The organism is Dysgonomonas sp. HGC4 (assembly GCF_001261715.1).
Taxonomy (GTDB): Bacteria; Bacteroidota; Bacteroidia; order Bacteroidales; family Dysgonomonadaceae; genus Dysgonomonas_A.
Genome location: NZ_CVRU01000091.1, coordinates 1 through 15,747, shown reverse-complemented (window position 1 = coordinate 15,747; position 15,747 = coordinate 1). Strand labels below are relative to the sequence as shown.

Genomic DNA, 15,747 nt, shown 5'->3' with positions numbered 1-15,747 from the left:
AAAAGTAATATTGTAAAACCTGATAATTTATAATTATGAATAAAGTAACTAAGGGGCTATTTCTTAGTCCTCTTTTAGCATCTCTTCTACTGTCGGTATCTGTCGACTTGGGTGCTCAGGAAAAAAAGAATGACAAAAAAGAAAAAACAGCTTTTCAGACTTCGCATCCGTGGAAACCATCTATAGACAATAGAGCAGATGTTGCTATAGTATACGGTATTGGAGGAAACCCCTCGGACAATTCGAAAAGAGTATCATTTGAAGACCGAGTAAAATCGTGGCAAGATCGTGGCTATATCACTCATTTTATGACGGGTATAGCTTGGGGAGAATATCAAGATTATTTTACCGGAAAATGGGATGGAAAATGGCATCTAGATGAAGGACAAGTAACACAAAACGGTGACACCATTTGGCACGGTCACTTGATTCCATATATTGTACCTACCGAAAACTTCATTAAATATATGAAGGAGGCACAAATAAAAAGGGTAATAGATGCGGGTATTGATGCTATATATTTGGAAGAACCCGAATTTTGGGCACGTGCCGGATATAGTGATGCCTTTAAACGAGAATGGAAAAAATATTACGGGTTCGATTGGCGTGCGCAGCATGAGTCGCCCGAAAATACATACTTAGCCAACAAATTAAAATATCAGTTGTACTACAATGCCCTCAACGAGGTATTTACGTATGCCAAAGAATATGGTAAAAGCAAGGGTATGAATGTTCGCTGTTATGTACCTACTCACTCGTTAGTCAATTATTCGCAGTGGCAAATTGTAAGTCCCGAAGCAAGTTTGGCTTCGCTTCCTTGCGTAGATGGATATATAGCACAAGTGTGGACGGGTACGTCTCGCGAACCGACCTATTTTAATGGAAATGCAAAAGAGCGAGTTTTCGAAACAGCTTTCTTGGAATATGGTTCTATGGAATCTATGACAGCTCCCACTGGACGTAAAATGTTTTTCCTGACCGATCCTATTGAAGATTTACCACGTGATTGGGTAGATTATAAGAAGAATTATCAGGCAACATTTACGGCACAATTACTATACCCTCAGATAGCCGATTATGAAGTAATGCCTTGGCCCGAACGTATCTACGAGGGTTTGTATCGCAAAAGTGCCAATAGTGAAGAGAGAGCAACCATTCCTCGCCATTATTCAACACAAATGCAGGTAATGATAAACTCTTTAAATTCCATGCCTTTGTCTGATAATAAAGTGACAGGATCAACAGGTATCAGTGTTCTTATGGCAAATTCGCTGATGTTTCAGCGTTACCCTACACATAAAGGATACGAGGATCCTCAATTATCCAACTTCTATGGACAAGCTCTTCCGTTTTTGAAACGTGGAGTACCTGTTAAAACAGTTCATATCGAAAACTTATCTTATGCTGAGACTCTAAAGGATACTAAAGTTCTGCTGATGTCTTACTCCAATATGAAACCCCAAACAGCCGAAGCTCATAAACTTCTAGCCGAATGGGTCAAAAAAGGAGGTGTCATTGTATATAGTGGTCAAGATAACGATCCGTTTCAATCCGTTCAGGAATGGTGGAACAAAGGAGACGTGAAATACAATGTAGCTTCGGATCATCTCTTCGAAATAATGAATATAGGTAGTAATCCTAAAGAAGGAGAATATACTTATGGTAAAGGTACAGTATATGTTTTACGTAACGATCCCAAAGAGTTTGCAATGGAAGCGGGACAAGATACTACATTGGTTGATGTTGTAAAAAGAATGTATGAGCAAACAGTAAAAGCAGGTACGTTAGAGTTAAAAAATAGTTTTCACCTAGCAAGAGGTCAATACGATTTAGTGGCAGTTTTGGATGAAAATAATAATACAACCCCATATACAGTAAAAGGTATATTAATAGATTTATTCGATCCTCAGCTACCTGTTCTTAAAGAGAAAGTAGTATCACCCGGAGAACAAGCCTTCTTGTTTAACGTAGGTCGTGTAAAAGATAAATCGAAACCTCAGGTACTAGCTTCCGCTTCTCGTGTTTCGGACGAGAAGATAGGTAAATCAAGCTATTCATTTATAGCAAAAAGTCCTATAAATACCACAAATGCAATGCGTGTTTTATTACCTGCTAAACCAAATAAATGTCTGATTACAGCACCCGATGGTACTGAACTAAAAGATGCACAGTGGGCGTGGGACGAATTTAGTAAGACTTGTTTCCTTACTTTCGAAAATAACCCTGATGGGGTGAAAATCTCCCTTACTTGGTAATAATAGGATAAAATATTTAGTAATAAAAAGGTCAGAGACCTTAATTCTTAACTTAAATATAATTTACATGAAAATAAATATCTTATTTAGCTTTTTGATAACCAGCGTTATGTTTGGTTGTTCGGAGAGTAACAGTCCGAGTTTTAATGTTATAAAGAATGATATACGTCCACCTGCTTATCCCCTTATAACTATTGATCCTTATACAAGTGGATGGTCTTTTACCGATAATCTTTATGATAGTTCTGTAAAACATTGGACAGGGAAAGACTTCCCATTAGTGGGAGCCATAAAAGTAGATAATGAAGTTTATCGCTTTATGGGAACCGAAGATTTGGAGTTGGATGCAATAGCTAAGACTTCGGAATATGGCGATTGGACAGGAAAATATACTTCTGATAAGCCAAGCGATACATGGATGAAGAATGATTTCGATGATTCGAAATGGAAAGAAGGTCCAGCTGCATTTGGTACAAAAGAAAATGAACTAACTGCCAAAACACAGTGGAGTAGTGAGTATATCTGGACCAGACGGGTTGTGAATATCGAAGATGACTTGAAAGGAAAGAGTGTATATCTTGAGTATTCGCATGACGATGATGCTATCATTTACATTAATGGTATAGAAGTTGTAAATACAGGCAATGCCGCTAAGAAAAATGTGTTGATTAAGCTTCCAGAGAATGTAGTAAATTCTCTGGTTAAAGGCACAAATATAATAGCCGGATATTGTTATAATAGAGTAGGCAATGGCTTGCTTGATTATGGTTTGTTTGTAGAAAAAGAAAATACAACTTTCTTTAATAAAACAGCCACTCAAAAATCGGTTGATGTACAAGCTACTCAAACACACTATGTATTTAGTTGTGGTAATGTAGATTTGAAGGTGACGTTTACTGCGCCTCTATTGATGGATGACTTGAAACTGTTATCACGTCCGATTAACTACATTTCGTACGAAATACTATCTACTGACAACAAATCGCACAATGTACAACTATATCTTGAGGCATCTTCGAATTGGGCTTTAGATAGAGCACATCAGGAATCTGAAAGCGAAGGTTTCGATAATGGAGATATGTCATTCTTGAAAACAGGAAGTTCTACACAGAATATACTGGCTAAACAAGGTGATGATGTTCGCATCGATTGGGGATATTTTTATTTGGCTACCGAAAAAGACAAAGGTACTACTTCGAGCATTGGCGATGGAAAAGATCTTAGAGCCAATTTTGCCAATAACGTACAAAAAGGATCTATCGAAAAGAGAATCAGTACCAATGAGAAACTTGCTTTCACACGTTCTTTCGGTTCAGTAAATAAAGCGTCGGGTAAATTCCTTATCGGATACGATGACTTGTATTCTATTCAATACTTTGGTGAGAACTTAAGACCATATTGGAATGCAGACGGAAAGAAAAATATTATGGATGAGTTCCACAAAGCAAAAGATGAGTATTCAAACTTGGTAAGCAAATGCTATAAGTTTGACGAAAGCTTAATGACTGATGCAACTGCATCGGGAGGTAAGAAGTATGCCGAACTATGTGCTATCGCTTATCGTCAGGCAATTAGTGCTCATAAATTGGTACAAGCTCCTAGTAATGAACTGTTATTCTTATCGAAAGAAAACTTTAGTAATGGTTCTATCGGTACTGTGGATATTACATACCCATCATCACCATTGTTTTTATATTACAATGTAGAATTGGCTAAGGCATTGCAAAACCACATATACTATTACAGCGAAAGCGGTAAGTGGGCAAAACCTTTTGCGGCTCACGATATAGGTACTTACCCATTGGGTAACGGACAAACCTATGGTGGTGATATGCCGGTAGAAGAATCGGGTAATATGATCATACTAACAAGAGCAATTGCTGCTGTTGAAGGTAATGCTGATTATGCTAAAAAACATTGGGATGTATTGACTGTTTGGACTGATTATCTGGTAGAAAAAGGTCTTGATCCCGAAAACCAATTGTGTACAGATGATTTTGCAGGACACTTTGCACACAACACCAATCTTTCGATCAAAGCAATATTAGGAGTTGCTTCTTATGGTGAATTAGCCGGTATGTTGGGTAAGAAAGATGTTGCGGAAAAGTATACTAAAATAGCAAAAGACATGGCTGCCGAATGGGTTAAAATGGCTGATGATGGAGATCATTATCGTTTGACATTCGATCAATCGGGAACATGGAGTCAAAAATACAATCTGGTTTGGGATAAATTACTGAAGATGGGTATATTCCCACCTGAAGTAGCTCAGAAAGAAATAGCCTATTATTTGACTAAACAAAATAAATATGGTCTACCTTTGGACAATCGTGAAACTTATACGAAAACCGATTGGATCATCTGGACTGCTACATTAGCTGATGATAAAGCTACTTTTGAGAAGTTTATTGCTCCCGTACATTTGTTTATGAACGAAACAACGGATCGTATACCGATGTCTGACTGGGTATTTACAGATTCACCAAAACAACGTGGCTTCCAAGCCCGATCGGTAGTTGGTGGGTATTTCATAAAAATGCTTGAAACTAAGCTAAACGAGAAAAGATAAAATTGATTGACAATTTTACTAGCGAAATACCTCCTAAATTTTTAGGAGGTGTTTTTATCGATATCATATTAAATATACTTTACTTATGTGGTTAGATTCATTTGGATTTTTTCATTCTTTCTCAATACCAGCCTAAAGATTTGGAGGGAGTATAAATGAGAAAACCCACATTTTTGTGGGTTTATTTTGTGGAGCTGGAGGTTCTGTATCCTGAACCCTTATAAGTATTCATAAACCATCAAACTGCTGATCTACAATGTAATATAAAAATGTATATTTTGTTAAATTATTACTGAAAATCATTTCATATATCAAAAAATGGGTGTAATTTTGGGTGTTAATATAATCACACCCAACCATGAATATTAAACGTAACATCATTTTCTCATTAGAAAGCAGAAAAAAGAACGGTATCCCTGTTATAGAAAATGTTCCCATACGGATGAGAGTTGTTTATGCAGGAAATAGGATCGAGTTTACCACAGGTTACCGTATTGATTTAGCAAAATGGGATGCAGATAAACAACATGTAAAAAATGGCTGTACCAATAAACTCAAACAAACAGCATCTGAGATTAATACGGACTTAAATGATTATAGTACAACCATTCAGAATATTTTTAAAGAATTTGAAGTTCTAGAAGTTGTTCCCGAACCTATGGAACTTAAAGAAGCCTTTAATAGAAAATACAAGAAAAATCAGGAAAAAGAAGAATCAAAAGAAAACACATCAACTATTACTTTCTTTTCAGCTTTTGATGAGTTCGTGAAAGAATGTGGTACTCAAAACAATTGGACTGAATCCACTTATAAAAAATTCAAAACGGTCAAAAATCATCTAATGAAATTTGATGAGAACATTACATTTGAATCTTTAGATGAACCTCGACTAACTGAATATGTAAACTACCTAAGAAATAAGAAAGATTTTAGAAATAGCTCCATTGAAAAACAACTCAAGTTCGTCAAATGGTTTTTACGATGGTCTATCCGAAAGGGTTATAATGAAAATAATGCTTTCGATACATTTAAACCTAAACTGAAAACTACTCAAAAGAAAGTCATTTTTCTGACAGCAGATGAGCTCACAAAGTTACGGGAGTATTCGGTTCCTGAAACAAAAAAGTATTTAGATAGAGTAAGGGATATATTTCTGTTTTGTTGTTTCAGCGGATTAAGATACTCGGATGTATTCAATTTGAAGCGAACAGATATTAAAGATAACCATATTGAAGTTACAACTATAAAAACAGCAGACAGCTTAATTATAGAATTAAATAATCACAGTAAAGCGATACTTGATAAATATAAGGACATCCATTTTGAGAACAATAAAGCTCTACCTGTTATCACGACCCAGAAAGTAAATGATTATTTGAAAGAATTAGGAGAACTAGCCGGAATAGACGAGCCTATAAGAGAAACTTATTATAAAGGGAATAAACGAATCGATGAGGTTACACCTAAATATGCTTTATTAAGTACCCATGCAGGCCGCAGAACTTTTATCTGTAATGCATTATCTTTGGGTATTCCTGCACAAGTTGTAATGAAATGGACAGGACACAGCGATTATAAAGCAATGAAACCATATATAGATATTGCAGATGCAACCAAAGTCAATGCTATGGATAAATTCAATCAGTTATAAAAAAAGAGACTATCTTTGTATTACAACAATTATCAATAACTATATGAGCGATAGAAATATAGAACTTCAGAAAGATTTTATTTCCGACATAAAGAAAATCATATCATCCGCAAGAGCATCTGCAATAAGAAGCATTGACTTTGAGCGAGTGAGAATGTATTGGAGATTAGGCGAACGTATTTTTGTCGAAGAGCAAGAAGGAAAAGAGCGTGCCGAATATGGAAGTTTTCTAATACGCAACCTTTCTGCAAGTATAGAACCTGAATTCGGAAGTGGGTTTTCATATCGTCAACTAGCATTTTGTAGACAGTTCTATCGGACCTATCCAATTATGAACACACTGCGTTCACAATTCAATTGGTCGCAATATCGCCTTTTGATTCAGATTGATAATGAAGACAAAAGAGAATATTATGAATTGGAATCTGCAAACAACGGATGGACAGGGCGTGAACTGGAAAGGCAAATAAATTCGGGCTTGTATGAAAGGTTATTGTTGAGTAATGACAAAGAATCGGTTTTAGCAGTTGCACGAAAACAAAGAACTCCTGAACTACCAACGGAAATCATAAAAGACCCGATGGTATTAGAGTTTTTAGGATTGAAGCGTGATGCCACATATTACGAAAAAGATTTGGAGGGTGCTTTGATAACCAATCTGCAATCGTTTCTTTTAGAGTTAGGCAATGGATTTTCATTTGTAGCACGCCAAAAGCGAATTTTACTGGAGGACGATGAATTCTTTATCGACTTGGTTTTTTATAATCGTTTGTTACGTTCTTTTGTGATTTTCGAAATAAAAACACATAAAATCACACATGCCGACATCGGACAACTACAAATGTATGTGAACTATTACGACAGAAACGAGAAGACGGCAGACGAGAATCCAACCATTGGAGTTTTGCTTTGTGCAGACAAGAATAATGCAGTGGTTAAATACTCTCTACCAGAGGAGAATAAAACAATAATGGCAAGTAAATACCAACTTTATTTGCCGACAGAGAAACAATTATTGACGGAATTAAAGCGAGAGATGGATGACCTAGAATAAAAATCTGGGAGAAACTTCTTGTCCAATTAAAGGAATAAATATGCAAACTCCTAACGAATATATATCCTTATTTACCGATTTGCTTCCTCGATACAGATCGGTCAATACACTATACCTAGAAATAGTGGAAAAGTCTGTTTTGAGTTTCGATACACAATGTAATATCACTGATTTTTATAATGAATTTAATGATATACAGTCGTTTGAAAAGTCCGTCTTAAATTTTATTCTTTCCACAGATAAGGAAAAACAAGTACAGATTATCGACAATTTACGGACGGAAATAGTTTTAAACACTGATATTTACACCGCAAATAAAGATTTCTTTGACGAAATAGATATCATAAATGTCTGTGCAAAAAGATACAATCCACTAAAAATCGAGATAGACGGACAGCTAACGAACAGCAATAAGCTATGGAAGGAACTTACACAAGTTAGGAATTCTTTAGAATCAGCAAGCTGGAAAAACGATAAAATTGCAATACAACGCTTAACCAAATACGAAGAACGGCTTGAACAAACTTATAAAAAAGAGCAAGAGAAATTAAGATTTTTTTATAAGCAACAAAAAGAATCTGATAATCATGCTTTCAAATATCTTGAAAATGCATTTGGAAAAATTTATGTACTAGGCTGTTACTTCATCTCCCTATTAAACAGTTATTTCCCTATTGAAAAAGGAGAAGATACTATTGTAGATATAGCTGAACCAATATTTGAAACACCACAAGAAATTGATCCCGATACCATCTTCAGAACAGGAATGTATGATAGATTTCTCTCCTTGGAACAACAACTAATCAAAGATAACTATCTGAATGAAGCTCTCAATTGGGTTGCCAAACACGATAAAACACATAAGCCTGATATTAAAAGCCTGATTATTTTTTTAGTCGGATTACTTGATAATAAATACTTCTTGCCTGGAAAGGATACTAAAATAAGAGTTTTTTTTGAAAATCGTTATAATATAACGATAGGTCAAAACTTCGAAAGTAAAAGACGTGAACCACTTCTGGATAGTTATAAAGTTATTTTCTACAATTATGATTTTTAAAATAACTCACAATGAAAGAATATAAAGGTCGAGTACCTGCTTGTGGAGTGTTTTGTGGTGGTTGCCCAATCTATGTTAGAGAGAAAAAGCCATGTTTAGGAGCAGAAATAAATTCTTTGCGTTGTGAAAATTGTAAAACGTTCCATCTCTGTTGCCAAGAAAAGGGCATAACTCATTGTTTCAATTGTGAAATATTTCCATGTGCAAAATTCAAGAGCTTTACTAAAAGATGGTTGAAATATGGACAAGACTTCATTGAAAATCAAAAGTTATTACAAAGTATAGGAGAAGTTAAATTTATAGAATACTTCAATTTTAAAGTTGAAGAAGAAAATATAAAGGAAAATCAGATGGAAGAATTAGATAAATATACCTTTGATGCACAGATTTATAAAACAGGTATAAATTGGTGTGTAGATGTTCCTATGGAAGTTACAGATCAATTGATTTGTAAAAAAGGGAAAATTGATATTAAGGGGGAAATTAATGGTTTTAGTTTTATAAAAACGTTGATTCCTGTAAAAAACAAACCTTTTCGTCTCTTTGTAAATCAAGCTATGATGAAAGGAGGAAATACCGCTTTAAACGAAACTGCGAGTTTTATAATTGAGCAGGATACAGAAAGAGTAGTTGTTGAATATGAAATACCAAACCTTTTAATCGTATACCTCAATAAGTATCAACTGATGCCAGACTTTGAAAATTTATCTATTTCAAAAAAGAGAAATATTCTGAAATATCTTAGCTATATAAAAACTGAAGAAACTTTATTAGCAAATATCAACAAATTGATACTTCAACTCCAAAACAAAGAAAAGAATGTAAGAATTCCATAATATCAATGAGACTTGAATAAAATAAATAACCTTCCCTGACACTCAAATTTCTCCAAACTCACTACGACCGAACTACGAAATCGTAGCACAGACTATCATCGTAAATCACTCACTATCAAAAGTTAGAAATCCGATCAACTACGATTTCTGACCACCCTTTCCTATTCTCATTATTTTTACCACATCGCATGACGGTAGACCGGCCGGCTATCAGATTGCTGTCATTTTAAATTTTGATGATTATGAATTTTGATGAACTTAGGTTAAAGCCTTTGTGGCAAATGACAGGCGAAGAATTCTTGCTTCTACAACAACATGTTGAACCGAAAATGCAACAGCAATCAACCATAGTTGTGCCTGACACTACTAAAAAGTATGTGTATGGCATAGCGGGTATTGCTCGTTTGTTTGATTGTAGTATTCCTACTGCAAGCCGAATCAAGAAAAGTGGTAAGATAGCGAAAGCCATTACACAAATCGGCAGGAAGATTATCGTTGATGCTGAACAAGCTTTAGAACTGGCAGGACAAAAATCAGGAGGACGAAAATAAAACTCTTTTCGCTCGTCGGGAGGAGTGGTCTCCCCCCTTGCCGCGAGGGCGATCCCCGACCGATGAGTTGTTGGTGTTTGGATGTGATGGTTTAGTGGGTAAATCAACCTGTGCTAAAGTCCTCAGTTTTGTGCACTGGATTTTGAATATTCTGCAATTCCAAACGGAAGCAAAGCCCTTTTGGATAGTGTGTGGCAAGGTTATGGAAATGTATACATTTCCTACCTTGCTCCGCCTTTGGCGGAGGGGAAACCGCTCCCGATGGTCGCAGTTTTGGAGAGAAATTTTTTAATCAAAAATGGATTTGAATATGCTAAATAATAAACTTATTTCTAATAAAAATATTGCTAAAAAGAAGCTAAAAGAGAAAGTTATTAGTGCCCGAATTTCGGGTATTGAATATATGGCTTTAAAGAAAAGAGCAAAAGATGCAGGCGTAAGCCTGAGTAAATTTGTCCGTTCAGTTTTACTAACTGGAAAAGTGGTACAGCGAATAAGTAAATCCGATGCGGATATACTTCGTAAACTATCAGGAGAAGCAAACAACCTGAATCAATTGGCTCGGACAGCCAACAGGGATGGATTCAAAAATGTGGCTTCTGATGTGATTAACCTTCGGGGTATAGTAATAAGTATCATAAATCAACTCTCAAATGATTGGAAAAGTTATGAAAAGAGCAGCATTTAAAGGATGCGTCAATTATGTGATGAATAAGCAGGATGCAAAACTATTGGTAGCCGAAGGTGTATTACTAAGTGATGTAAAAAGTATTATCCAGAGTTTCCATACCCAACGGCTGATGAAACCTAAGATTAAACATCCTGTCGGGCATATATCATTAAGCTATCTGCCCGCTGATAAAGAAAGGCTTACTGATGGAGCAATGATAACTTTAGCCAAAGAATATATGGAGAATATGGGAATAAAAGATACTCAATATATTCTAGTCCGACACTTCGATAATGATAATCCTCATGTTCATCTGGTATATAACCGTATCGACAATAATGGCAAAGTTATCAGCGATAAAAACGATCGCTATAGAAACGAAGCAGTTTGTAAGAAACTGAAAAACAAGTACAGTCTGACCTATGGTAAAGGAAAGGATAACGTAAAGCAGCAGAAACTTAGAGGAAAAGATAAAACCAAATATCAGGTACATGATGGAATAAAAGGAGCTTTGAAAAAAGCAACCAATTGGACTGAACTAGATAAGCTGTTGAAAGAAAAAGGAATCGGCATAGCCTATAAATATAAAGGGCAAACCGATGAAGTGCAAGGGATATCTTTTACCATCGATAAGATCACTTTCAAAGGCTCGGATATAGACCGTAGTTTCAGTTACTCGAAACTGGATAAACTCTTACAGGAAAAAGCTCAAAAACAAAGGGAAGAACAAGAGCAATCTCAAGCTACAAATCAGTCTAATAACCAGAATATAAGCAATAAACCAAAAGGTATAAAAAGATAGCGATATGAAAAAAGAAGAGGAAAATACAGATATACAAATTGTATTCGATGGTTTTGCCCAGACATTAGATGAAATCAAAGATACAATAAAGAAAAACCCTCAGTCGGCATTGACTGCTGATTTACTGAATAAGATACAAAATACTATCGATCAGGCGAAAGAAGGTATTACCGCCAAAGACCTGGAAAAATTCGGAAAGGAGCTAACCGATAGCATTAAAGAGCTGCAAAAAGAGGGGGACAAGTCGGTTAGTCTGTCTATGAATCAAAAAGTCGCAGAGATAAATGAGCTTGTAAGACAGCCAAGTATCGTTATAAACAGGTATTCCATTGATTTTAAGTCGAGTAAAATATTTATTGCTATTATTTTTCTTTCACTAGGTCTATTTTGTTCTTTGTTTGGTAACTACAATCAGTATCAAGAGAATTGTAAATTAACGGATAATGACCTAAAATATAGGTTTGTGAAGATGAAGAATGGTATCTTGCCGAATGAGATTACACGCTTAGAGAATTTCTTCTATTATTCGGATAGTGCCTACGTTGTGAACAATATCCGTAAAAGTGTGATTGATTATGAGCATCGATTGCAAGAGCACGCTCGGAAGCAAGAGCTAAAGAAACAGAATGAAGAAACAATACAGAAGTTGGATAAGGAGATTGAGGAGCTGGATGTAAAGTAAAGTAAAACAAAGGCAAAGCCAAGAGCTTTGCCTTTATTCTGATATTACCGAAAGAGATAAAAACAGGTTTCAGTTTTCGTTTCTTTTATCTTCAACGAACAGGAGGGAAGTTCAAAACAGCCTTTTCTAAAGTCGTAATCTGCCGAATCTATTAAATGGCTAATTAATAACTCATCCTTTTCTGTCGAATCAAAAAATAAAAAAGAAGCATCACACTTGTTTTCTTTGTCAAATGAAATAGAAATTGTAGCCTCTTCATTATCAAAGCGTACTTCTATAATGTGTTCGTGTACCTCTTTCTCAATATATTCTATAAGGCAAATAGGATAGTCTTTGTAGGTTGCTTTCAGATCATCCGCTGATTTACCAAGAATAGACCAGCCATGTTCGAGCAACGTGTTGAATTTAGTATTTTCATTTTGCATAAATATCCGCATTTAAAGCCTGATTGAAGAATCAAGCCGATATAAATATTATGTAATAATTATATCTCTGCGGTGTTGAGTAGTCAGTCTGAATTTTATGTCAAACCGACAAGAAGCAGGATGTAAATACAAATATACAATTAACAAACAAAAAGATAACCCTTGTTTTCCTTTTTTCAATATCTTTAGGGTCACAGACCCTTTTATTATTTTTATAGCTAAATTTGCAGTAAACGAATATATATGTATGAAAAAGTCAATATCATATTTACCATCAACAAACCAGAGAGATTTACATTTTATTGTTGAGTCTATTTTACAGAGGCTAAAACAAACCGAAATGATAATCCTCTTCGGCAGCTATGCGCGAAATGACTATGTGGTGTATGATGAAAAATATGAATTTGGTAAACTACAGTTTTATGTAAGCGATTACGATATATTAGTTGTCACAAGCGGAGTATCGGATGGAGGAGCAATCAGGTCGCTTAGTAATGTAGAAGATTTGTATTATGACAGGGCAAAAGACCCTGACAGACAGCCTCCCGTTCAGTTCATCAGTGAGGACATGAAAAAGCTGAATAAATACCTGAATGAAGGTCGATACTTCTATACGCAGATAAAGCAAGAGGGTGTTGTATTATATGATAGTGGTAAACATAAATTAGCAAGGAGACGTAAACTTAGCTTTGAAGAAATAAAACAACAGGCTCAGGAGTATTTTGATGATAAGTTTAAGACTGCTAACGTATTCCTAGAAATGGCTAAATTTTCCTATACTAAAGATAATAGCGAATATTACAAAAATGCATCCTTTCAACTTCACCAAGCTTGCGAAAATCTTATTTATGCTATTCGCCTAGTTAATACACTGGAAAACCCGAAACAACACAATCTGACGAAATTGCTAAACTCCGTAAAGAGATATTCTAATGAGTTTATCAAAGTCTTTCCACAGGATACAGCAGAAGAGAAAAGGCTTTTTGAACTTATCAAGGCGGCTTATGTAAATGGACGCTATGATCCAGATTTTGTAGTAACAAAGGAAGATATTAATGCGCTTGTTCCGAAAGTGGAATTGCTAAGAGATATTACAAAGAGGATTTGTGAGGGGAAGATTAGAGAGTATGGAGAGAAATAGATTATTAATTAATTAGATATAATACTATGGGTGAATGGTCAAAAAAAATTGGAGAGTATGGAGAAAAAGTAGTTGAAAGATTTTTCTCTATTATAGGATGGAATGATTTATCCTCAGGAGTTACATTAAAATGTATTAATTCAGAGCAACATTTAAATGATAAAGGAAAGCCTAAAGAGACTCATGGGATTGATTTCTTTTATTCCTACATTAGCCCTTTGGTATCAGGACAATTAAATAACATTGTTATTTCTTCTAAGTATAAAACGATAAAATATCCTAATAGTCCGACAAAACTCTTTAAGGAATTTATGGATGATCTAATTACTACATTAGAATGTTTTGAATGTTCCGATTTTAAGAATTCTATACTTGTTAATAACCCATGTTCGTCTATAAATGATATTGGAGTTTTATTTTGGCTTAATAATCAATCTGACAGTAATGATGATTTAATATCTATGGTTTCTTCTGCACGTATTGATGCCATTGCAAATAGGACTATATATATTGTTGATAATATGAGGATAGCTTTTATTCTTGAAGTAATGAAATATATTAAGATTATGGAAAAGAAATATGATTATTTCTTCTACTATCCAAATACAGGACAAAATATTAATCCACAAAACAGACAAAATACAGGAAAAATCCTACCCGTTGAATATCTTAACTCAAGTATAATTCCCATTAAATTAGTTAATAGGGACAATACTAAAGAGACGTGTCTGTTTATTGCAACACTTAATAACTTTGAAGAAGATGATTTAATCAGATTGATTGGTTTATCTAAAGATATTACAACTGATCTTATAGGAGAGGTTATAATTGCTTTTCCTGACTATGAGGAACTTAATCACAGACAGTCTGTCACTATAGCAAAACAGAAATTTCAATCCTCTGAATTTACAAAAATTATAAATGTTGTCAATTTTAATAACTCCTTAAATGTATTTTAAATTATGAATACAGAGCATAAAGATATACATAAAATAATTCCTTATGGAGAACACTTAAGAGGATTTGCAAATCAGAAATTTTTGTCTAATTCTGAATTACATAGAATTTTGAAAGAACGTGGAATCTTTACATTAAATACAGAAAAAGATTTTATGGTTCCTTTATTACAAACTTTATTATTATCCCCAAGTGAATTTGATCAAATAAGAGAAGCTTTCTCTACAAAAGAAGATAATGTAAAAGTATTTTCGAGAGAAATTAAATGGAATGAAAATATTCAAATATATAGTTCAGACTCTCTAATTGTTGATGTAAATGATTTTATAAAACAAAATCTACCAACTTGTACATTAGAACAGCCAATTAGACTTGTTCCTGTTGATAATAACCTTAATCACTTACGTGCGGAATTTACAATTAAAAGAAATGATATAAATAAATCATGGTATGAGCAGACCAATCTTTTTTTTGGTTCGTTTGATTTTATCAATGAAGAGAATGGAAAAGGGAGAGTTATTATATCACACACTGCTCCTGAAACTAAGGATATAGCCTTATTCGCTGTAAAAAAGCAAATTGATCAATATAAGAAAAAAGGTAAAATATCCAATGACGAGGTTCTAAAAAAGATAATCTTTAAAGAATTCTCAAACGAAGAACGCTTTATTTTCTTTTTTAGGCTGACTAATCATTTAGAATGTGAATATTTTTCTTGTGATAATATAAAAGATATTTCTATGAGACCAGAGGATACTATACTACCAGAAGAAATTAAATGGATGGAGGATATGAATAAAATCTTATTATCTGGAAAATCATTAGATAAAAAGTTCTTTATTGAAGAAAATAAATTTCATAAACATCTGATAATTTGGAGCTTAGAATCAGTATACATTTTAATTTCAAGGGAGTTACAGGTCATTTTACTGTCAGTTTTGGATTTCCTGATTTTATTTCCTCAAAGAAAGAAAATGCAGAATTTGAGCTTAACATTTCATCTATTTCCCCAACCAAGTCATTAGATACAAAAACTCGAAAATCATTAAAATCACAACTTTTATCAGAAATGGATAGACAAAAATCAATCGTTT

Annotated in this window: 14 protein-coding genes; 13 read left to right on the top strand and 1 reads right to left on the bottom strand. The window is 34.4% G+C overall.

The window, feature by feature from the left end; genetic code table 11:
• The first annotated feature begins 35 nt into the window (after positions 1-35).
• From HGC4_RS09285 to HGC4_RS09240, 10 genes are all read left to right on the top strand, one after another.
• Positions 36-2,255, top strand: coding sequence for a hypothetical protein (locus tag HGC4_RS09285; protein ID WP_050709852.1), 2,220 nt, complete (start codon positions 36-38; stop codon positions 2,253-2,255).
• Between the two features lie 67 nt (positions 2,256-2,322).
• Entirely contained in the window at positions 2,323-4,824 is a 2,502-nt protein-coding gene (locus tag HGC4_RS09280) for a glutaminase family protein (protein ID WP_050709851.1), read from the top strand.
• 358 nt (positions 4,825-5,182) lie between these two features.
• Entirely contained in the window at positions 5,183-6,475 is a 1,293-nt protein-coding gene (locus HGC4_RS09275; RefSeq protein WP_050709850.1) for a site-specific integrase, read from the top strand.
• A gap of 43 nt (positions 6,476-6,518) precedes the next feature.
• On the top strand, positions 6,519-7,529 hold the full coding sequence (locus HGC4_RS09270) for a PDDEXK nuclease domain-containing protein (RefSeq protein ID WP_050709866.1): 1,011 nt from the start codon (positions 6,519-6,521) through the stop codon (positions 7,527-7,529).
• A 124-nt stretch (positions 7,530-7,653) separates the two neighbouring features.
• The gene (locus tag HGC4_RS09265; RefSeq protein ID WP_157258214.1) at positions 7,654-8,589 is read left to right on the top strand and encodes a hypothetical protein; all 936 of its coding nucleotides are present in this window, start codon (positions 7,654-7,656) and stop codon (positions 8,587-8,589) included.
• An 11-nt stretch (positions 8,590-8,600) separates the two neighbouring features.
• On the top strand, positions 8,601-9,425 hold the full coding sequence (locus tag HGC4_RS18435) for a DUF3795 domain-containing protein (RefSeq protein ID WP_082204127.1): 825 nt from the start codon (positions 8,601-8,603) through the stop codon (positions 9,423-9,425).
• A 242-nt stretch (positions 9,426-9,667) separates the two neighbouring features.
• Positions 9,668-9,976 (top strand): DUF3853 family protein, encoded by a 309-nt coding sequence (locus HGC4_RS09255; protein ID WP_087880160.1) that lies wholly within the window; start codon positions 9,668-9,670, stop codon positions 9,974-9,976.
• Between the two features lie 310 nt (positions 9,977-10,286).
• Complete coding sequence (mobC, locus tag HGC4_RS09250; RefSeq protein ID WP_242047122.1) at positions 10,287-10,664, top strand: plasmid mobilization protein; 378 nt, start codon at positions 10,287-10,289, stop codon at positions 10,662-10,664.
• Positions 10,630-11,448 carry a relaxase/mobilization nuclease domain-containing protein gene (locus HGC4_RS09245; protein ID WP_082204126.1) on the top strand — a complete coding sequence of 273 codons (819 nt, stop codon included), beginning with the start codon at positions 10,630-10,632 and terminating at the stop codon, positions 11,446-11,448. The genes mobC and HGC4_RS09245 overlap by 35 nt, the downstream gene beginning before the upstream one ends.
• A 4-nt stretch (positions 11,449-11,452) precedes the next feature.
• A complete protein-coding gene (locus HGC4_RS09240; protein WP_050709847.1) occupies positions 11,453-12,130 on the top strand; it encodes a hypothetical protein in 678 nt (225 codons plus the stop codon).
• Positions 12,131-12,174: 44 nt separating this feature from the next.
• On the opposite strand, the gene HGC4_RS09235 is transcribed toward HGC4_RS09240, so the two are convergent.
• Positions 12,175-12,555, bottom strand: coding sequence for a hypothetical protein (locus HGC4_RS09235; RefSeq protein WP_050709846.1), 381 nt, complete (start codon positions 12,553-12,555; stop codon positions 12,175-12,177).
• Positions 12,556-12,802: 247 nt separating this feature from the next.
• On the opposite strand from HGC4_RS09235, the gene HGC4_RS09230 reads away from it, so the two are divergent.
• Genes HGC4_RS09230 through HGC4_RS09220 form a run of 3 tightly spaced genes read left to right on the top strand, consistent with a single transcriptional unit; the run spans position 12,803 to position 15,678 of the window.
• Entirely contained in the window at positions 12,803-13,696 is an 894-nt protein-coding gene (locus HGC4_RS09230) for a HEPN domain-containing protein (protein WP_050709864.1), read from the top strand.
• Positions 13,697-13,722: 26 nt separating this feature from the next.
• A complete protein-coding gene (locus HGC4_RS09225) occupies positions 13,723-14,655 on the top strand; it encodes a GapS4a family protein (protein ID WP_050709845.1) in 933 nt (310 codons plus the stop codon).
• Between the two features lie 3 nt (positions 14,656-14,658).
• A complete protein-coding gene (locus HGC4_RS09220) occupies positions 14,659-15,678 on the top strand; it encodes a hypothetical protein (protein WP_050709844.1) in 1,020 nt (339 codons plus the stop codon).
• The last annotated feature ends 69 nt before the right edge of the window (positions 15,679-15,747 follow it).

Excerpts from the sequence above, each read along its gene's own strand:
- HGC4_RS09285 (WP_050709852.1), top strand. The coding sequence starts at position 36 with ATGAATAAAGTAACTAAGGGGCTATTTCTTAGTCCTCTTTTAGCATCT.
- HGC4_RS09280 (WP_050709851.1), top strand. The coding sequence starts at position 2,323 with ATGAAAATAAATATCTTATTTAGCTTTTTGATAACCAGCGTTATGTTT.
- HGC4_RS09275 (WP_050709850.1), top strand. The coding sequence starts at position 5,183 with ATGAATATTAAACGTAACATCATTTTCTCATTAGAAAGCAGAAAAAAG.
- HGC4_RS09270 (WP_050709866.1), top strand. The coding sequence starts at position 6,519 with ATGAGCGATAGAAATATAGAACTTCAGAAAGATTTTATTTCCGACATA.
- HGC4_RS18435 (WP_082204127.1), top strand. The coding sequence starts at position 8,601 with ATGAAAGAATATAAAGGTCGAGTACCTGCTTGTGGAGTGTTTTGTGGT.
- HGC4_RS09255 (WP_087880160.1), top strand. The coding sequence starts at position 9,668 with ATGAATTTTGATGAACTTAGGTTAAAGCCTTTGTGGCAAATGACAGGC.
- mobC (WP_242047122.1), top strand. The coding sequence starts at position 10,287 with ATGCTAAATAATAAACTTATTTCTAATAAAAATATTGCTAAAAAGAAG.
- HGC4_RS09245 (WP_082204126.1), top strand. The coding sequence starts at position 10,630 with ATGATTGGAAAAGTTATGAAAAGAGCAGCATTTAAAGGATGCGTCAAT.
- HGC4_RS09240 (WP_050709847.1), top strand. The coding sequence starts at position 11,453 with ATGAAAAAAGAAGAGGAAAATACAGATATACAAATTGTATTCGATGGT.
- HGC4_RS09235 (WP_050709846.1), bottom strand. The coding sequence starts at position 12,555 with ATGCAAAATGAAAATACTAAATTCAACACGTTGCTCGAACATGGCTGG.
- HGC4_RS09230 (WP_050709864.1), top strand. The coding sequence starts at position 12,803 with ATGAAAAAGTCAATATCATATTTACCATCAACAAACCAGAGAGATTTA.
- HGC4_RS09225 (WP_050709845.1), top strand. The coding sequence starts at position 13,723 with ATGGGTGAATGGTCAAAAAAAATTGGAGAGTATGGAGAAAAAGTAGTT.
- HGC4_RS09220 (WP_050709844.1), top strand. The coding sequence starts at position 14,659 with ATGAATACAGAGCATAAAGATATACATAAAATAATTCCTTATGGAGAA.